The sequence below is a fragment of the Sinorhizobium sp. Y406 genome (genome assembly GCF_058732025.1).
The window spans coordinates 1596393-1615659 of the sequence record NZ_CM178974.1; the positions used below are offsets into that span (position 1 = coordinate 1596393).

The window sequence follows — 19267 nt, forward strand, 5'->3', positions numbered from 1 at the left end:
ACGTCCGCCCTGCTTTCCTCGCGTCTTCACGCCGCCGGGAATCTCAAATCAGATCGACGCCAGCGTCCAGCCGACGATATCCGCCGCAACCTTCGCGAATGCCGCATCGAGCGCTGAAACAAACGCCGGATTGCCCGTGCCGCGCACGGGCGCGACGGCCCGGAACGCCCGCTGCCGGCGCACGGTGCCGTTGCGGTCATCAAGGATCTTGGCGAAAATCTCGACGACCGCCGTATCGGCGCCGTCGGTGGATATCTCGAAGGCGCGGATTTCCGTGATGACCTGGTAGTCGATCGCGAGCCCCTGTCCCGGCTTGCCCACGCCACCGACCCTGCCGGTATCCTCGAATGTCTGGACGAGCCTGTCCTGAACTATGCGCGGCAGCCGGTCGCCCCACTGCGCCTTGGCGAGGAAACGCAATTCGGATTCGGAAAGTCGAACGACGATCTGATCACTGTCGAGCGTCCTCAGCGCCGTCGGTTCAGGCACCAGGATCTGGCGATTGGTCGCTCGCGGGCGCTCCACGACAGGCGTCGCGGCCAGGCTGAACGTGTCGTTGACCGCCGGACGGGTGCCGCATCCCGCCAAGATCATCGCCATCGAAATAACCACGGCGAGCCGGGCGGCCCCCGCCTTACGCACAGTAAACACACCCGGAAAATGCATGCGGCAAATATCCCCAAACAGCTACGCGTCGCACGGATCCCCCCCGCGCGCCGCATCACCAGACTGGCCGCGGCCGAATCACCGCCGCGTGCGGCCATCATATTGCTTGACAGTCTCGCCGCCGAATAGAAGGCGTTGCGGATTTTTGTCGAAATTAGAAATTGTACTCTGCAAGCTCTGAACGGTGCGACGCGTTTCGGTCACGAGCGACTCTACGTCCCGGAGGCCGGAATTGGAGAAGCGCTTCAGGTTGTCGGCAATGGGTCCGATCTGCGCATTGAGGTTGTTGGCCATATTGCGGAAAGACTCGAGCGTCGCGCGCGCCTCTGCGGAAAGCGATGGTGCGTCCGCATCACCAAGGAAACCGTCGATCTTCACCAGAATGCTGTCGACCCGGTCGGAAGCGGCATTCAGCTTGTTCGACATTTGGGTGAAATCGGTGATCGTCTGGTCTATGTCCTCCTGACGGGCGGCGATTTTTTCGGCGAAGCTCGAAACCTGGGCGGCGATCTTGCGCGCATCGGCGCTTGCCACGGAGATATCGTTGACGACCGTTCCTACCTTCTGCGCATCAACGGCGGCCACCAGCGTATCGACACGCTTCAGGGTCTCCTGCGCACTCTTGCCGAATTCGTTATAGGTGCCGACCGTGCGCCTGAACCCGTCGACCGCTTCCGAAACACCGCCGGAAGCGTCCTTCAGATCGCTGCTCAGCTGCTCGACATTGCTGACGATCGTGTCGATCTTCTTGGGATCGACGGCATTGATCAGCCTGTCGGCGCTCTCGAGCGTGGTGTCGAGTTTCTTCGATGCGGCGCTGACCGACCCCGACAATTCCTCGACGCTCTTCAGGAACTGGTCGATGGCGCCGGAATTATCCGCCAGCGCCTTCGAGAACTTCTCCGCATTGCCGATGGTCGCGGTCAAAGGCTGGCGAATTTCCGTGACGAAACCCTGGATATCCGTGATGGCGCTGTTTGCCCGGTCAAGAATCTGGTCGGCGGTCGCAAGCAGGCTGGTGACGCTCGACTGGTCGGCGGTGATGGTCGCCGACGTTCCCCTTTCGAGCGCCGTCTGGAGGATGTTCTCGTCGCCCTTTCGCCCGCCGCTGAGTTCGATGTAGGCCGCACCCGTAAGTCCCTGTACCTCCAGCGTCGCCGTGGTCGACTTCAGCACCGGCGCATCGGCCGACACCTCGGTAATGGCAATCGAGTAGCGCGGATCATTGGCGTCGATCGCGAGATTGCGAACGGTGCCCACATTGATGCCGTTGAAGCGCACCGGCGAGCCGACCGAAAGGCCGTTGGCCGAACCGGGAATATTGACGATGAGTTCGACCATCTGGCCAACCCGGCCATATTGCGCCATCCAGTAGACGAAACCGAACGCAGCGGCGATCACGAACACCGTGAAAAAGCCGACAATGGCATAATTTGCTTTGGTTTCCATCGGCTATGACCACCCTTGCGGCTCCCGCCGCTTTCGTCCGCTTCGGCAGGCGAGCCTCCGAAGCACTTCCAAATGCGATCGGCAGGACGGGCTTACGCCCGCACCACCGCCCTTCCCCGCTTGCCGCGGAAATAGGATTTCACCCATGGCTCCTCGCAGGCAAGCATGTCCTCGATTGTCCCGGAGACGAGCACGCGCTTTTGGCCGAGGACCGCGATCCGGTCGCAGACCGAAAACAGGCTGTCCAGATCGTGCGTCACCATATACACGGTCAACCCAAGTGTGTCCCGCAACTTGGCGATCAGCTCGTCGAACTCCGCCGCACCGATCGGATCGAGGCCGGAGGTCGGCTCGTCGAGAAACACCAGATCCGGATCAAGCGCCAATGCGCGCGCCAGCGCCGCACGCTTTATCATACCACCCGAGAGCTCCGCCGGGTATTTCTCCGCCGCTTCCGGCGCGAGCCCGACCAACTCGATCTTCAAGCGCGCCAGTTCGTCCATCAGATCCTGCGGCAGATCGAGATATTCGCGCATCGGCACCTGGATGTTCTCGCGCACCGTCAGGGCGGAAAACAGTGCACCATGCTGAAATAGCACGCCGAGACGCATGTCGAGGGCGATACGCTCCGCTTCGCCGAGCTTGTCATATTCGGCGCCGAGGATCTCGATGGTGCCGGACCGTTTCGGCAGCAAACGCAGTACGGTGCGCATCAGCACCGATTTGCCGGTTCCCGAGGCGCCGACGAAACCGAGGATTTCGCCGCGGTAGATCTCGAGATTGAGCCTGTCGAGAACGATATTGTCGCCGAAGCCGACGGTCAGGTCGCGAACGGAAAGCACCACTTCGCGCCTCTCCGCCGCCCGATCCGATTGCCGCTCCATGACTTCTTGAACCATGATCCGCCCGCCTCAGAAATCGATCGCCGCATAGAACATGGCGAACAGCCCGTCGATGAGAATGACCACGAAGATCGACTTGACCACAGACGAAGTCACGTGACGCCCCAGCGATTCGGCGCTGCCGCCGACCTTCAGGCCCTCGACTGCCGCAACCACTCCGATGATCAGCGCCATGAAGGGCGCCTTGATCATACCCGCCGCAACGGTGGAAAAATCGATCGATTCCTGCAGCCGCGAAAGGAATGTTGCGAACGTGATGTCGGAATAGGTCCAGGCGACGAGTGCCGCGCCGGCGAGGGCGGCAAAGTTGGCAAGGATCGTCAAGAGCGGCAGGACGATGGTGAGCGCCACCAGCCGCGGAAAGACGAGAACGCCGACGGGGCTCAACCCCATGACCTTCAGCGCGTCGACCTCCTCGCGCATTTTCATCGAGCCGATCTCGGCCGTGATCGCGCTTCCCGATCGGCCGGCGATCATGATCGCCGTCAGAAGTACGCCGATTTCGCGCAATTGCAGAATGCCGACCAGATCGACGACGAAGATCTCGGCGCCGAATGCGCGCAGTTGAAAGGCGCCCTGCTGCGCAATGATGGCGCCGATCAGGAACGACATGAGGGCGATGATCGGCACCGCCATGACACCCATGCGATCGATCTGGTGCACGATCGCAGCCGGCGAAACGCCGGCATGGCGCCCAAGCTTCATTTGCGCGCCGCGAACCGCCGAACCGAGGATGAACATGGCCGCAAAAGTATCGGTCCAGATCGACACCGTGAGTTCGCCGATCGGCGCGAACAGCCTTTGGAAAAGCGAAGGCCTTCTCGCGTCGCGTTCCGGCAGCGGCAGTTCGGCCGGCATCGCCTGAACGAGCTCGACATACCGCTCGCCCCCGCCGGTGAAGCGAACCTCGCCACCGCTCCCGTTGACGAAGCGCCGAATGATCCAGGCGCCCGCGGTGTCCATCGCGGTGACGGCGGAAAGGTCGAATTCATCATGGTCTCGCGACGGCTTGTCGAGCCTGTTCAGCTTGGCCGCCATGGCCTCGGCCGTCCGGTGCCGCCAGTCGCCGCTGAAGACGTAGCGCCGCCCGGTTCCTCCTTCGCCCTCCTCGAGGACGACATCGGCAACAGTCTGTGTTTGAGCCCGCGTCACGTTTTCTTGGTCTTTCGCTTTGCCATTGCGTAGTCTCTTAAACCAGATTCGATCCAAGGACAAAATTGCGCAGGAATTCAAAGTCGTACTGTAGCGTCACGCGCCTTTCCCGGCCACGGGAATGCCGCTGTAGCACTCGGATGGCCGCATGTCTTCGTCCTTGAACCGAGGGAGATATGAGAAGGCGTGCCGCAGCCCAGCCATGCGACCGAAAAGACACAGCCGCAAGACCCGCGGGCGACCTGTAACATGCCGATTGCGAAAGCCACGCCGGCGCCGGAGAAGATCAATGCCGATTTCCCTTGCAGCAACCGTCGAACATTTCCCGATCGCCGGCACCTTCACGATTTCGCGAGGCTCGAAGACGACCGCCGACGTCGTCACCTGCCGCCTCACCGACGGGACGCTGACCGGTTCGGGCGAGTGCGTGCCCTATGCCCGCTATGGCGAATCCGTCGAGACGGTGCTTAGCGAAATAGAAGCGGTTCGCCCGTTCGTTGAACGCGGCATCGGCCGGGAGGAACTGCAGCGGGCGATGAGGGCGGGTGCCGCCCGCAACGCCATCGATTGTGCGCTCTGGGACCTGGAAGCGAAACGAAGCGGGCGCTCCGCCGCCTATCTGGCGGGTATCGCCGAACCGAGGCCCCTGACCACCGCCTACACCATTTCGCTCGCCGAGCCGGAGGCGATGATGGCGCAAGCGGCGCAATACGCCCACCGGGCGCTGCTCAAGGTAAAAGTCGGAACCGTGGACGACAGGGCTCGCATTCGCGCCGTGCGGCAGGCTGCCCCCGCGAGCCGCATCATCCTCGATGCCAATGAGGGCTGGAGCGAGGACAATCTCGCTATGCATTTCTCGGCCTGCCTCGAAAACGGCATCGCCCTCGTCGAGCAGCCGCTGCCGGCCGGCCGAGACGAACCGCTGACCCGGATTGCCCGCCCGGTCCCGGTCTGCGCCGATGAAAGCGTGCACGGTACGGAGGACCTGCAATCGCTCGTCGGCCGCTATGACGCCGTCAACATCAAGCTCGACAAGACCGGCGGGCTCACCGAAGCCTTGCGTATGCGCCGCGCCGCCGAAGCGCTCGGCCTCAAGCTCATGGTCGGCTGCATGGTCGGCAGTTCGCTGGCCATGGCGCCGGCGGTTCTTCTGGCGCAGGGTGCCGATTTCATCGACCTCGACGGCCCGCTGCTGCTCGCCCGGGACCGCGATGCGGGCCTGCGCTACGAGGCCTCGCTCGTCTTCCCGCCCGAGCCGAGCCTTTGGGGCTGAAGGTACCAGCCGGCATATGCGAAGCAGAAGCCGATGAGCGCGACGACCGACATCGAATAGAAGCCAGCGACGCCGAACCAGGCGTAGAAGTAACCCGCCACAAAGGTAAAGATCGCCGTGAACATGCCGGTGTAGAAGAAATAGAGCCCCTGGGCGGCCGCCTCCTGTTCCTCACTGACCCGCTCCACGAGCTTGTGCTGCATGCCCGTGTGCATGATCGCAAAGGTGAAGGCGTGGAAGCACTGGAGAATGAAATAGCCGGAGAAGCCCAGCTCCATCGGGAAAATCAGCCAGCGCGCCACCGCCAGCAGACAGCCGGAAAAAATCATCGCCCAGACGCTGAAGCGCCGGATGATCGTGCGGGCGAAGAAGAACATCAGCACTTCCGCGGCCACGCCGGCGCTCCAGAGAACGCCGATCTGCGTTCCGCTATAGCCGATGCTCTGCCAGTAGATGGCCGAAAAGGCATAGAGCATCGCATGACTGCTGTTGACCAGAGTCACCCCGACGAGGAGCAATTGCAGATCGGACTGACGCAGCGACTGCGGCGGTGGCTCGGTGATCGCCGTGATCGGTGACGGTCGGCGGGGCCGCCCGATCCGCGGCGCCACAAGGGCCATCACGATCGTCAGCCCGAAGCCGACCGCCATCGCCGGCAACACCATGGCACCGCCGATGAGGCCGATCATCCAGCCGCCGAGCATGGTCGCGCCGATAAAGGCGATAGATCCCCAGACGCGCATATGCGCATAATCGAAGCCCCAGCGACGCACCCCCGACAATGCAATCGCTTCGACGATCGGCAGATAGGGAGAATAGACCGCGGACTGCAGCGCGTAGATCACAAGCACGGGCCAGAAGCTGTGCGCGAAGAAAAGGATGAAAGCGGTCGCAAGCGACAGACAGCCGGACCAGACGAGCACGATAGTGCGCTCTCCGAGCCGGTCGGCGAGCACCCCCGCAAGCGGCGCCGTGATCACGCGGATGAACATCGGCACCGCGAGCACCACGCCGATCTCGAATTCGCTCAGCGCAAGCGTGCTGAGCCAGACCGGAAAATACGGCAGGGCGAAACCGTTGACGATCAACGGAGCGCAAAAGAGCAGCGCGAGGCGAAGCGCGAAATGGCGCGGCGGTGGCCCCAGAACCGGGGGGGCAGGTGCGGGAATCATGGGAGAACCTGGTGGCTGTCCGCCAGCTTTAGCACGGCTCCCCCGCGGCGCACCATCCGCTAGTTTTCGCTACAGGCCCTCGGCAGCGGTTGCGCTGCCGCATCCAATACCAAGTGCGACAGCGACGTGCGTCTGCTTGCATCTGTTGAATGCATGGCGCTACAGGTCCGGATCGAATGACTCAGGCTGCCTGCTGCGCCGGAACGGACACCGGCAATCCGACCTCGCTCGCGTCTTCCGCGACCGTCGCATTGCCGCGCAGGCTGTGCCAGGTGATTAGTTCCATAGTACCGTCGTGATGCTCGGCGATCGCCGTGCAGCTCTCGACCCAGTCGCCCGTGTTGATGTAACGGATGCCGCCGATATCCTCGATCACCGCGTGGTGGATATGGCCACAGATGACGCCCTGTGCCTGGTGGCGGCGCGCCTCCTCGGCCACGACCTTCTGGAACTCGCCGATGAAATTCACGGCATGCTTGACCTGCAGCTTGGCCCAGGACGAGAACGACCAATAGGGCATGCCGAGCCGACGGCGGATCGCAGCGAGGCCGATGTTGACCGCGATCGCCATGTCGTAGGCCCAGTCGCCGAGATAGGCGAGCACCCGCGCATTGCGCACCACCACGTCGAATTCGTCGCCGTGCAGCACGAGATAGTTTCGTCCGTCGGCACCCCGATGCACATGCCGCTGCGCGACCTCGATGCCGCCGAAGTGTATTCCGGGAAAATCGCGCATGAACTCGTCGTGGTTTCCGGGAACGTAGATGATCCGCGTACCCTTGCGCGCCTTGCGCAGCAGCTTCTGGATGACGTCGTTGCACTGCTGCGGCCAATACCAGCTCCGCTTCAGCCGCCAGCCGTCGACGATATCGCCGACGAGGATTATGGTCTCGGCTTCGTGGTGGCGCAGGAAATCGAGCAGGTAATCCGTCCTGGCCGCTTTCGAGCCGAGGTGAAGGTCGGAAATGAAGAGCGTGCGCAATTTCCGGACGGGATTCGGTTCCGATACCGCTGCCGCTGTCATGCGAGCCTCATCTTGCTAGAGCCATTTGCCTCCGTCAAAACCAGACTCGTGTTTCAGGAAGATGACACGGGCCGCGCCTTGCCCCATTCCGGTTTCCGAGTCGGACCGTTCTTGTCCGGCTCCGACATTGACATGACTGAAAGCGAAAACTGTACGTCGCGCTGAAATCGTGCCAAAAGGCCAGCGTTCGGGAATCGAGGGAAGCAAGGTATGAACATGGGCGACAAAGCGAAATCCCAATCGGTGCCGGAGAGCGGCGATATCGACAGCCAGGCACTCTTCTTCCATCGCTACCCTCGCCCCGGCAAACTCGAGATCCAGCCGACAAAGCCGCTCGGCAACCAGCGCGACCTGGCTCTGGCCTACTCGCCCGGGGTCGCCGCCCCCTGCCTCGCCATCAGAGACGATCCGGAAACCGCCGCCGACTTCACCGCACGCGGCAATCTCGTCGCCGTCATCTCGAACGGCACGGCCGTCCTCGGCCTCGGCAATATCGGCCCGCTGGCCTCTAAGCCGGTCATGGAGGGCAAGGCCGTTCTCTTCAAGAAATTCGCCGGCATCGACGTCTTCGACATCGAGATCGACGCCCCGACCGTCGAGCGCATGGTCGATGTTGTTTCGGCGCTCGAGCCGACCTTCGGCGGCATCAATCTTGAGGACATCAAGGCGCCAGAATGCTTCGAGGTGGAGCGCCGCCTGCGAGAGAAGATGGATATCCCCGTCTTCCACGATGACCAGCACGGTACCGCAATCATCGTCGCCGCCGCCGTCTTGAACGGGCTGGAACTTGCCGGCAAGGACATCGCCAAGGCGAAGATCGTCGCCTCCGGCGCGGGCGCTGCCGCACTTGCATGCCTCAACCTGCTCGTGACGCTCGGCGCAAAGTGCGAAAACATCTGGGTCCATGACATAGAAGGCCTCGTCTACAAGGGCCGCGAAGCGCTGATGGACCAGTGGAAATCCGTTTATGCGCAGGAGAGCGACAATCGCGTGCTTGCCGACAGCATCGGCGGCGCCGACGTCTTCCTCGGCCTTTCGGCCGCCGGCGTGCTCAAGCCCGAACTGCTGGCGCAGATGGCCGAAAAGCCGCTGATCATGGCGCTCGCCAATCCGACCCCGGAAATCATGCCGGAAGTCGCCCGCGCCGCGCGCCCCGACGCGATGATCTGCACCGGTCGTTCCGACTATCCGAACCAGGTCAACAACGTCCTCTGCTTCCCCTATATTTTCCGCGGCGCGCTCGATTGCGGCGCGCGCACCATCAACGAAGAGATGAAGATGGCGGCCGTGCGGGCCATTGCGGGCCTTGCCCGCGAGGAACCCTCCGACGTCGCCGCCCGCGCCTATTCCGGCGAGACACCGGTTTTCGGACCGGATTACCTGATCCCCTCGCCTTTCGACCAGCGGCTGATCCTCAGGATCGCTCCGGCCGTCGCGCGTGCCGCCGCCGAATCCGGGGTTGCCACTCGTCCGATCCAGGACTTCGACGCCTATCTCGACAAGCTCAATCGCTTCGTCTTCCGTTCCGGCTTCATCATGAAGCCGGTCTTCGCCGCCGCCAAGAATGCGGCGAAGAACCGCGTCATCTTCGCCGAGGGCGAGGATGAACGGGTGTTGCGGGCGGCCCAGGTCCTGCTTGAGGAGGGTACCGCCAACCCGATCCTGATCGGGCGTCCCCAGATCATCGAGACGCGGCTGCGCCGCTATGGTCTCAGGATCAGACCCGATGTCGATTTCGAAGTGGTGAACCCCGAAGGCGATCCGCGGTACCGCGACTATGTCGACGACTATTTCGCCATAGTCGGCCGCCTCGGCGTCATTCCGGAGGCCGCCCGCACGATCGTGCGCACCAATACGACGGTCATCGGGGCTCTCGCGGTCAAGCGCGGCGAAGCCGATTCGCTGATCTGCGGCGTCGAAGGGCGCTACGCGAGACATTTGCGCGACGTGTCGCAGATCATCGGCAAGAAATCGGGCGTCCACGATTTCTCGGCCCTCAGCCTGCTGATCTCGCAGCGCGGCGCCACCTTCTTCACCGACACCTATGTCAGCTACGACCCTAGCGCCGAAGAGATCGCCCAGACGACCGTGATGGCCGCCGACGAAATCCGGCGCTTCGGCATCACCCCCCACGCCGCACTCGTTTCGCATTCGAACTTCGGCTCACGCGATTCCGAGAGCGCCTCCAAGATGCGTACCGCGCTCCGGCTCGTGCGCGAGCTTGCGCCTGACCTCGAGGTCGACGGCGAGATGCACGGCGACTCGGCAATTTCCGAAATCCTGCGCCAGCGCGTGATGCCGAACAGCACCCTGAAAGGGGAAGCCAATCTGCTCGTCTTTCCCAATCTCGACGCCGCCAACATAACCCTGGGCGTGGTCAAGACGATGACCGACAGCCTCCATGTGGGGCCGATACTCCTCGGCTCGGCCTTGCCGGCGCACATCCTCTCACCCTCGGTGACCTCGCGCGGCGTCGTCAACATGGCCGCCCTCGCCGTCGTGGAGGCGAGCCATCCCGCCTGATACCGAGCTTGGGTTTCTCCAGCGGCTCACCCGACTCCGCGCCCTTTGAACGGGGATGAGCTTGGACAGTCCGGTTCGAGCTGATCCCGGGCGATCGTTGCTTCAGCAATCGCGCATTTGGCGATTTTTAAGTCCTGCCGCCACAAAACCACAATCACCGATTGATATAACAGGACGACTGCAGCGTTTACGAAATATAGCACTAGACAAAGACGGTCTCACTAAACCATGTTTATTCTAGGGGCATGAATCGGTGTTACGGCATGACTGATGAACAAGCTGTCCTCGATCTGCTGGATGTCGTCGAATACGGAGGCTGCGCCGAACCGCAGCAATTCTTTGCCTTGATGCGCCGCACCTTCAATATCGCGCATCTCCTCTACCTCGAGGCGGAACCATCGGCAGATGGCCTGAAAGTCTGCCGCCTGCATCACACTTTCGGCGCCTATGCTGCCGATCTCTATCATTCGAGAGGGCTCCACCGGATCGACCCGATTCTGAGACTTGCGCTCGGCGGCGTCAGGCCCGTCGAATGGGCGAGCGCCCGCCGACGCTTTCCCGAATGCGAACCGCTCTTCGAGGCGGCAGAGGAGATCGGTCTGTCGACGGAGGGCGTGGCTCTGCCGCTTCCGTCTCCAGCCAGTCGTATGGCGCTTCTCGCTATCAGTTCCAATCTTTCGCCGGCGGAATGGTCCGACTATCGCCGCCGCCATCTGCGTGATTTCCAACTGGCCGCAAATCTGTTTCACGCCTCCATGCTCGAGCATTCGGCGATGCCCGGGGCCATGGACGAGCGCGACATGAGACTGACCTTGCGTGAAACCGAGGTCCTCACCTGGTCGGCAGCCGGCAAGAGCTATTGGGAAATCGCCACCATCCTCGGCATCTCCGAGCGCACGGTCCGTTTCTTCATGACCAACGCCCGACGAAAGCTCAACGTAGTGTCGAACACGCAGGCCGTTGCGCAAGCCGTTCGCCATGCCTTGATCCCCACCATCTGACGGGCTGATTTCCGAGCCGACCTGAAAATCGGTACACCACCCCCCAAAATTTACCGGGAAAACGGCAGCAATTGAACTGTCACTATCGACAGTTACATGTGTCGTCGGAGCCTGCCAGCATCGCGCCATCGAACGGAGACGATGGAGCGAAAAATGATCAGAATAGTGAACGGCAACGCTCGCGGACGATACCCACAGGCCGTCGATGAAATGTTTCGGCTGCGCAAGCGCGTCTTCCATGATTTCCTGAAATGGGACGTAAAGACCGAGGGCGAGTGGGAAATCGACCACTATGACAAGGCCAATCCGCTCTATGTGATGTCCTATTCGCCGGAGACTGGGAAACTGCGCGGCTCGCTGCGGCTTCTGCCGACGCTCGGCCCGAACATGCTGGACGACACCTTCCCGATCCTGCTCGGCGACAACCCGGAGATCCGCAGCGCAGAAGTGTGGGAATCGAGCCGATTCTGCATCGATCCGGACATCTCGCAGGACCGGGCGTCGAACCAGGTTACGGTTGCCGCGGCCGAACTCATGTGCGGCGTCGGCGAACTGAGTCTGAGCTCCGGCATCACGCATATCGTGACGGTGACCGACGTATTCCTGGAGCGGATGTTCCGGCGGATGGGATGCCCCGGAGACCGGATCGGCGATCCCCAACGGATCGGTAATGTCCATGCGGTCGCGATCGCCTGGGAAGTGTCGCAAAGATTGCTCGAAACCATGAAGGCCGTCGCCGCGATTGAGGGCACGGTTCTGGAACGCCCGATCTCGCTGGAGACAGCAAGGGCGGCCTGACGGTCACCTCACGGGGCCGCGCTTCAGCGCATCGGCCCGAAAATCGCACTCGATTTTCGGGCCGATGCGCCGACTCAAAGCGGTACAGCGACCTTTGCGCGTCTGAAAAGACGCGCGGCGCTGTATGTTCGCAGCGCGGCCTGGCCTCCATTGCGAGTCGCGCCATTAACGCAAAGGGCGTGTTGCGGTTGCGCCAGCCTGCATAGACTCTAGAATGGAGGCAGAGAAAAGGCTGCGGCCGCTGAGGCGGCCGTTCCGCCGGAATGCAGGAAGAGGAAAGTGTCGGGATCTCCGAGCAATGCGCCCCGCGGCATCGCATGGCTTGCGGCTGCGCTTCTGCCGTTGGCATTGGCTACGGCAAACGAGGCTTCGGCTTCGAGCGTTTGTGAACGGCTTCAGGCCCGCCTCGCCGGCATGCCGACCACGTTCAGCTCGAATGCAAACCTCAGCGATTTCACCGGCGCCATTTCCCGCCAGAACATTGAGCTTCGACGCGCCAGGAACGAGCGCAGGCGGCTCGGATGCAGTCGCGGCAGCATCATCGTCATCGACGACAATACTCCCTTCTGCGCCGAACTCGACGACACGATCGCACGGATGGAGGCCAATCTCCAGGAATTGAAAGTCCATCGGCAGCAGCTGGTGTCGAACGGTCGCGCAGACGCGCGCCGGCGCATTCTCGCCGCGATGGAGATCAACGGCTGCATTCCGGTGCGCGGCGACGAGTGGGACGAGCTGGACGAGTTCGCGACGACAACCGAGGCCGACATCCATCGCAACATCCTCAAAGATCTGGCACCGGACGACGAGGATTATCCGTTGCTCTTCGAAGAGCCGGGGATGCAGGATTTCTCGCCGATGGAGGGATACGGGAACGGCCGCTTGCGGACCATGTGCGTGCGCACCTGCGACGGCGCTTTCTTCCCAATCTCGTCGAATGCCTCGCCGGCTGATTTCCCGCGCGACGCCGAGCTCTGCCGCGCCCGTTGCCCCCAGACCGAGACCGAACTCTATTTTCACGTGCTTGCCACCGAGGAGAGCGACCAGATGGTCTCGGCTTCGACCGGCAGGCCCTACCGCGAACTGCCGACGGCCTTTGCCTACCGCACGCGCGACGTCGCTTCACGAGGCGCCTGTGGCTGCAAGCCCGCAAAGGCAGCCGGGCGGACGAACCGGGAGAGCACCTCCGAAGCCAGTCTCGCGGCGAGCCCCTCGGTCGTGACGATCGGCGGCGCCAAGGTGGGAATGACGACTGAAGGCGCGGCCGCAAGGCCAACGAAAGAGCGCCCCTACGACCCGAAGAGCGCCAAGGTGCGCATTGTCGGTCCGACCTTCCTGCCGCCGGAAGAAAGCGCGATCGACCTCAAGAACCCCTTGGGACCAAGCTTTCAGCCGCAACAGGAGAATTGACGACGCTCACCTTTCACGCGATCTTATCCAGGCAAGACGTTGAAAAAGCGCGCTACCTCCGACCTGCATCAAGGTCCGCGGAAATGCCCCACTCCTCCTCGAAGGTCAGCTCTGCGAGCGGCAGTCGCTGGCGCCATCCCTTTGCCGCCAATTCCGGCTGCTGATAGAGCCGGTCGACGAAACCGAGGCATAGCCAGGCGACGATTTCGATGTGCTCCGGTATGCCCAGGATGGCCTTGATCTCGCTTTCATGAAAGATGCTGACCCAGCCGACGCCGACGCCCTCGGCGCGCGCGGCGAGCCAGAGGTTCTGCACCGCGCAGACGGTGGAGTAGACGTCCATCTGCGGGTTGTGGGTGCGCCCGAGGACGACCGAGCCGCCGCGGGTGCGATCGCAGGTCACGCAGATGCTGAGTGGCGCCTTGCGAATTCCTTCGAGCTTGAGTGCGCGATATTTCGCCTGCGCTTCGCCCGCGAACATTCGCGCGGCCTCCTCGTTGGCGCGCTGGAAGGCCTGCCACACCTTCTCCCGCGTCTCCTCTCCGCGCACGAGAATGAAGTTCCAAGGCTGCATGAAGCCGACGGACGGCGCATTATGGGCGGCGGCCAGCAGCCGTGCTATCAGGGGTTCGGGCAGCGGCTCGGAGAGAAATTCGTCTCGCACGTCGCGGCGGGTCTCGATCGCACGGTAGACGGCGGCACGCTCGTCCGGCGAAAAGGCTCCAGCTGCGACAAGGCAGCCGCTCGGGTCAGGCAGCATCGTTCGATCCCCAACAATGCACAACCTCCCGCCGTCCGCGCGGGGCCGGTCCATCTTGCCAGGCCGGTCTTCTGACTCCGGTTCGTCCGGCCGCGCCGCCTTCCCGAATCGCCTGAGGATTCAGTGGCAAGGCTCCGAATCTCTTCAGAGCATGACTGGCGTGGCCGTCCCCGTCACAGCGTTGGGCACGTGCCGGAATTGCACCGACTTCCCGATTCTCCCGCGCTTGCGGGCACCTGACGAGCGCCATATGGACACAGGCACCCACGAAAGGCAAGGCATGCCTTACAGCGCCGCGCGTCTTTCAGACGCCAAAGGTCGCTGCAACTCTTTGAGTCTGCGCGGGCCGGTAGCGCACGTAGGCGAAGGCTTCGCCTGATGGTGACCAGTTCGGAACATTCATGGTTCCCTGCCCGCCGAAGAGTTCGAAGAGGACGCGCGGATCGCCACCTTCCGGTTTCATCAGCCTTAGCCGCACGTCGAGATCGCGCGGGTGGTCGGAGACGTCGCCGTCATAGGAGAGTACCAGGAGGTTTCGGCCATCCGGCGACGGATGTGGAAACCAATCGCCATAGGGGCTGTTGGTGATGCGCTGAACATCGCTGCCGTCGGGCCGGATCCGCCAGATCTGCATGCTCCCGGTGCGGCTGGAGTTGAAATAGATCCACTTGCCGTCGGGCGACCAGTCCGGCCCGTCGTTGCGGCCCTCACCCCACGTCAGCCGGCGCTCCTCGCCGCCCCCGACGGAAATCGTGTAGATGTCGAAGACCTGGTCTCGGATTCCGCAATAGGTCAGCGTCCGGCCATCGGGCGACCAGCCGTGCCAATAGGAAGGGAGCTTCGGTGTGACGAGCCGCGGCGCGCCGCCCTCGACCGGCAGGAGATAGATCGCCGACTTGCCGAATTCGGTTTTGTCGCTGATGGCGAGCGTCGTGCCGTCCGGCGAAATCCCGTGGTCGTTGTTGCACTGCCGGGCGAAGCCCGTGTCGATCTCGACCGGCTCCGGCGCCCCGTCGAGCGCTATGCGATAGAGCCGTCCATCGCCATTGAAGACGAGGAAGCGCCCGTCCGGCGACCAGTTCGGCGCTTCGACCAGCCGCTCCGTCTGCCAGACCACGCGGGTCTCAGCCGTCGCGATGTCGAAGATCTCCACCGAACTGCGCATGGACTATCCCCTGTCGCGGAAGCGGTTGGTGATGGGGTAGCGCCGGTCGCGACCGAAATTCTTCTTGGTGATCTTCACGCCCGGCGCCGACTGCCGGCGCTTGTATTCCGCGATGTAAAGCAGGTGCTCGACGCGGTGGACGATTGCCTCCTCGTGGCCGCGTGCGACGATTTCGTCGGTGCTCATCTCCTTTTCCACCAGGCATTCGAGGATGTCGTCAAGCACCGGATAAGGCGGCAGCGAATCCTGATCGGTCTGGTTCGGCCGAAGCTCGGCGGATGGCGCCTTGTCGATGATGTTCCGCGGAATGACTTCGCCGGAAGGGCCGAGCGCGCCGGGTGGTACAGTGCCGTTGCGCCAGCGGGCCAGCCCGTAGACCTGCATCTTGTAAAGGTCCTTGATCGGATTGAAGCCGCCATTCATGTCGCCGTAGAGCGTGGCGTAGCCGACGGACATTTCCGACTTGTTGCCGGTTGTCACCACCATCGAACCGAACTTGTTGGAGATCGCCATCAATATCGTCCCGCGCGTGCGGCTCTGCAGGTTCTCCTCGGTAATGCCGGGCTCGGTGCCCTCGAACATGTCCGAGAGCGCATCGAGGAAACCGTGGACCGGTTCTTCGATCGCGACGATATCGTAGCGGCAGCCGAGCGCCTTGGCGCAGGCCTCGGCATCCATCAGCGAGGCCTCCGACGTGTAGCGGTATGGCAGCATGACGGTGCGGACACGCTCTTCGCCAAGCGCGTCGACCGCAAGCGCCGCGCAGATCGCCGAATCGATGCCGCCCGAAAGGCCGAGCACGACATTCTTGAAGCCGTTCTTGTTGACGTAGTCGCGAAATCCCAACATGCAGGCGCGATAATCCGCCTCCTCGTTTTCCGGAAGCCGTGACTGGTGCCCATTGGCCGAAACCCAGCCATCCGAGCCTTTCGTCCAATCCGAAAGCGAGACTGCCTCCTCGAACTGGCTCATCTGGAAGGCCAGCGACCTGTCGGCATTGAAGGCAAAGCTCGCACCGTCGAAGACGAGTTCGTCCTGGCCACCGAGCTGGTTGGCATAAATCATCGGCAGGCCGGTCTCGATGACCTGCTTCAGAACAACCTGGTGCCGCACGTCCACCTTGCCGCGATAATAGGGCGAGCCGTTCGGTGAAAGCAGGATCTCTGCGCCGCTTTCCGCGAGCGTCTCGCAGACGCCGAGTTCACCCCAGACATCCTCGCAGATCGGGATACCGATGCGGATGCCGCGAAAATTCACCGGCCCCGGCATTTCGCCGGCGTCGAACACGCGCTTCTCGTCAAATTCACCGTAGTTCGGCAGATCCACCTTGTCGCGGACGGCGATGATCTTGCCGGCATCCAGCACGGCCACCGAATTGTGCCGGCGCTCGGTTGCCTGGCGCGGAAATCCGACGATGACGCCGGGGCCGCCGTCAGCGGTCTCCTCGGCCAGCTTCTCGACCGCGCGCTCGCAGGCTTTCAGAAACGCCGGCTTCAGCACCAGGTCTTCCGGCGGATAGCCGGAAATGAAGAGCTCCGTCAGCAACAAGAGATCGGCACCCTGCCGCGCCGCGTCTGCCCGCGCCTCGCGCGCCTTGGCGAGATTGCCGGCAACGTCGCCGACGGTCGGGTTGAGCTGGGCCACGGCGATGCGTAGCGTCGAAGGTGCGGCATTTTGTGAGCTCATGGCGGGCCTGTCGATATTAGCAAATGAGTCCGTCGGACACCCGTACTATCGCATCCGGCGACAAAAAACCCACACGCAATCGCGGCCTGACGCCGAATATTCTGAATATCTCAGTGTTATCCGCCCGCCGAGGGCCGTCTTTTCAGCCACCGGAACAAACTCGCCTCGCCGCCGGTTCGGCCATTCATCCCCGGTTCAAGGTGACAGTCGTATGACAATAGGATGAAATTTTTGTGAAACTTAAGGGGCTGTTGGCCACGATGAAATTCATCGCCGGGAGGGATTCTCACATCTACGCCGAAAGGCCGAGCTTTACCGTCCGCCATGCCCGAACCTTGGCCGGCCTGCGAAGTGCGTTGTTCTCGCTATTCCTGGCGACAATGCTCGTCTTCGCCGTCGAGGCCGTCGGCCGCCACTCCATCTCCGACACCATGGGCTTTTTCGCGGATTCGGCGCGCCCCGCCTGGATCACGGTCGCGGTCTTCTTTCTCGTTCTGCTTGGGCTCGACGCTTTCTTGGGCCGGGAACATAAGGCCACCCTGTTGGTCGCCCCTCTTGCGGTAATCCCGGCCTTCATCAGCCAGCAAAAGCAGGTCTTCCTCTCCGACCCGCTCTACCCAACCGACTTTCTCTTCGGCCGGCAGATCATGGAACTGATGCCGGTACTCGTGAAGGACAGGCCATGGACCGCAGTCGGCATCGTGGCCGGCGTCATCGCCGCAGTTGTCGTGACCGCCCTTCTCTTGCGATATGCCTGGCGCAACTTCCCGCGGCTGACGCGGCGCGAGCGCCTGGCGAGGCTCATCTTCGCGCTGCCGCTGCTCATCGCCTTCTGGAACGTCATGGACTACACGCAGTTCTCGTGGATCCGCGATCGGCTGCGTGTCGTGCCGATGATGTGGGATCAGAGCGCGAACTATCGGCACAACGGCTTCGCGCTCGCTTTCATGATCAACCTGCCGATGGCCAATATCAGCGCGCCGGCCGGCTACATGGCCGAGGCGATCGACAAGATTCCGGTCACGCCGGTTCCCGCCGGAACGACGCACCGCAGCAAACCGGACGTCATCGTACTGATGAGCGAGTCCTTCTGGGATCCGACCCTTCTGCCCCATGTGACGCTGACGCCCGACCCGATGCCCACGGTCCGCGCGTTGCAGGGAGGCACCGTCTTCTCGCCGGAATTCGGAGGAATGACCGCCAATGTCGAATTCGAGGCGCTGACCGGGTTCTCCAACGCATTCCTGCCCTATGGCAGCATCCCTTATCAGCAATATATCCGCAATCCGATCCCGTCGCTCGCCACCTTCTTCCGCGGCGAAGGCTATGCCGCACGCGCCATCCATCCCTTCCAGGGCTGGTTCTGGAACCGCACGGCTGTCTACAAGGCCTTCGGTTTCGACACCTTCCGCGACCAAGACAACATGCCGACCATGAAGAAGCGCGGCATGTTTGCCTCGGACGAGGCGCTCACGAGGGAGATCATCCGCCAAGCTGACGCCGTGGACGATCCCTTCTTCTTCTTCGCAGTGACGCTGCAGGGCCACGGCCCTTATGAACCGAACCGTTACGTGAAAAACACGATCAAGGTCGAAGGCGATCTGCCGGAAAAGGACCGCCGGGTGCTCGCCACCTATGCGCAGGGCATCAAGGAGGCTGACGACAGCCTCAAGATGCTGATGGACTGGGCGAAGAAGCGGGATCGGGAGACGATCATCGTCCTCTTCGGCGACCATCTCCCGCCGCTGCATACGGTCTACACGAGCACGGGCTATATGAAGAATGTGACGGCGGAGCGAAAGGGATCGAAGGACGAGATGAGGGCCGGCCACGAAACGCCGCTCGTCGTCTGGTCGAACAAGACCGGAGCGCGGAAGGACATCGGCAGCATCAGCCCTGCCTTTCTTTCCTACACGATCCTGAAACAGACGGGCTACGAGCACCCGTATTACACCGGTTTCCTCGGAGACGTGCATGAGCGTTTCCGCGTCGTCGACCGCTACATGCTGCTCCGCAACGACGGCACCGAGGTCGCAGACTGGCAACGCCAGCGGAAGGTTCCAGCACGGCTACGGGACTACCGATTCCTCCAGCACGACATGATGTTCGGCAAACGCTACGGCACCGAACGGTTCTTCCAGTCGCACGCCGACCTGTTCGGTGCGGGCTTGTAGCCCAGGACCCTTCGGCATCCGGAAATGTGACGGCGCCCCCGTCGACCGCAACCGCATGCCGCAGCCCCCGCACGCTCGGCGCCGAACTGCGCACTACAGCGCCGCGCGTCCC

General features: G+C 62.7%; 15 protein-coding genes and 1 riboswitch. Of the genes, 6 read left to right on the forward strand and 9 right to left on the reverse strand.

Features of this window, described 5'->3' with window-relative positions; all coding sequences use genetic code 11:
- Window positions 1-48 precede the first annotated feature (48 nt).
- The 4 genes from AC4P1R_RS07670 to AC4P1R_RS07685 all read right to left on the reverse strand — a co-directional run bounded on the left by AC4P1R_RS07670 (window position 49) and on the right by AC4P1R_RS07685 (window position 4169).
- Window positions 49-666 (reverse strand): ABC-type transport auxiliary lipoprotein family protein, encoded by a 618-nt coding sequence (locus AC4P1R_RS07670; protein ID WP_492177592.1) that lies wholly within the window; start codon window positions 664-666, stop codon window positions 49-51.
- Between the two features lie 78 nt (window positions 667-744).
- Window positions 745-2115 (reverse strand): MlaD family protein, encoded by a 1371-nt coding sequence (locus AC4P1R_RS07675; RefSeq protein WP_069458465.1) that lies wholly within the window; start codon window positions 2113-2115, stop codon window positions 745-747.
- Between the two features lie 92 nt (window positions 2116-2207).
- Window positions 2208-3014 carry an ABC transporter ATP-binding protein gene (locus AC4P1R_RS07680; protein WP_069458464.1) on the reverse strand — a complete coding sequence of 269 codons (807 nt, stop codon included), beginning with the start codon at window positions 3012-3014 and terminating at the stop codon, window positions 2208-2210.
- A gap of 12 nt (window positions 3015-3026) precedes the next feature.
- Window positions 3027-4169 carry an ABC transporter permease gene (locus AC4P1R_RS07685; protein ID WP_492177593.1) on the reverse strand — a complete coding sequence of 381 codons (1143 nt, stop codon included), beginning with the start codon at window positions 4167-4169 and terminating at the stop codon, window positions 3027-3029.
- A gap of 289 nt (window positions 4170-4458) precedes the next feature.
- On the opposite strand from AC4P1R_RS07685, the gene dgcA reads away from it, so the two are divergent.
- Window positions 4459-5442: an N-acetyl-D-Glu racemase DgcA gene (gene dgcA / locus AC4P1R_RS07690; RefSeq protein ID WP_492177594.1), complete on the forward strand. Its 984-nt coding sequence runs from the start codon at window positions 4459-4461 to the stop codon at window positions 5440-5442.
- On the opposite strand, the gene AC4P1R_RS07695 is transcribed toward dgcA, so the two are convergent.
- Window positions 5394-6614: an MFS transporter gene (locus AC4P1R_RS07695; protein ID WP_069458461.1), complete on the reverse strand. Its 1221-nt coding sequence runs from the start codon at window positions 6612-6614 to the stop codon at window positions 5394-5396. The genes dgcA and AC4P1R_RS07695 overlap by 49 nt on opposite strands.
- Window positions 6615-6795: 181 nt before the next feature.
- On the reverse strand, window positions 6796-7638 hold the full coding sequence (locus AC4P1R_RS07700; protein ID WP_492177595.1) for a UDP-2,3-diacylglucosamine diphosphatase: 843 nt from the start codon (window positions 7636-7638) through the stop codon (window positions 6796-6798).
- A gap of 210 nt (window positions 7639-7848) precedes the next feature.
- On the opposite strand from AC4P1R_RS07700, the gene AC4P1R_RS07705 reads away from it, so the two are divergent.
- The 4 genes from AC4P1R_RS07705 to AC4P1R_RS07720 all read left to right on the forward strand — a co-directional run bounded on the left by AC4P1R_RS07705 (window position 7849) and on the right by AC4P1R_RS07720 (window position 13370).
- Window positions 7849-10161, forward strand: coding sequence for an NADP-dependent malic enzyme (locus tag AC4P1R_RS07705; protein ID WP_492177596.1), 2313 nt, complete (start codon window positions 7849-7851; stop codon window positions 10159-10161).
- Between the two features lie 263 nt (window positions 10162-10424).
- Window positions 10425-11162, forward strand: a complete 738-nt coding sequence (locus tag AC4P1R_RS07710) for a helix-turn-helix transcriptional regulator (protein WP_492177597.1) — start codon at window positions 10425-10427, stop codon at window positions 11160-11162.
- Between the two features lie 153 nt (window positions 11163-11315).
- A complete protein-coding gene (locus tag AC4P1R_RS07715; RefSeq protein WP_492177598.1) occupies window positions 11316-11960 on the forward strand; it encodes an acyl-homoserine-lactone synthase in 645 nt (214 codons plus the stop codon).
- Between the two features lie 279 nt (window positions 11961-12239).
- Entirely contained in the window at window positions 12240-13370 is a 1131-nt protein-coding gene (locus tag AC4P1R_RS07720; RefSeq protein ID WP_492177599.1) for a DUF2865 domain-containing protein, read from the forward strand.
- 52 nt (window positions 13371-13422) lie between these two features.
- Here the strand turns inward: AC4P1R_RS07720 and bluB are convergent, their stop codons facing one another.
- The 3 genes from bluB to AC4P1R_RS07735 all read right to left on the reverse strand — a co-directional run bounded on the left by bluB (window position 13423) and on the right by AC4P1R_RS07735 (window position 16981).
- Window positions 13423-14130, reverse strand: coding sequence for a 5,6-dimethylbenzimidazole synthase (gene bluB / locus AC4P1R_RS07725; RefSeq protein WP_492177600.1), 708 nt, complete (start codon window positions 14128-14130; stop codon window positions 13423-13425).
- Between the two features lie 44 nt (window positions 14131-14174).
- A riboswitch (cobalamin riboswitch) is annotated at window positions 14175-14385 on the reverse strand.
- Window positions 14386-14434: 49 nt separating this feature from the next.
- The gene (locus tag AC4P1R_RS07730; RefSeq protein WP_492177601.1) at window positions 14435-15295 is read right to left on the reverse strand and encodes a TolB family protein; all 861 of its coding nucleotides are present in this window, start codon (window positions 15293-15295) and stop codon (window positions 14435-14437) included.
- Window positions 15296-15298: 3 nt separating this feature from the next.
- Window positions 15299-16981, reverse strand: coding sequence for an NAD+ synthase (locus AC4P1R_RS07735; protein WP_151611313.1), 1683 nt, complete (start codon window positions 16979-16981; stop codon window positions 15299-15301).
- Window positions 16982-17241: 260 nt separating this feature from the next.
- Between AC4P1R_RS07735 and AC4P1R_RS07740 the strand changes: the two genes are divergently transcribed.
- Window positions 17242-19155 carry an LTA synthase family protein gene (locus AC4P1R_RS07740; protein WP_492177602.1) on the forward strand — a complete coding sequence of 638 codons (1914 nt, stop codon included), beginning with the start codon at window positions 17242-17244 and terminating at the stop codon, window positions 19153-19155.
- Window positions 19156-19267 lie beyond the last annotated feature (112 nt).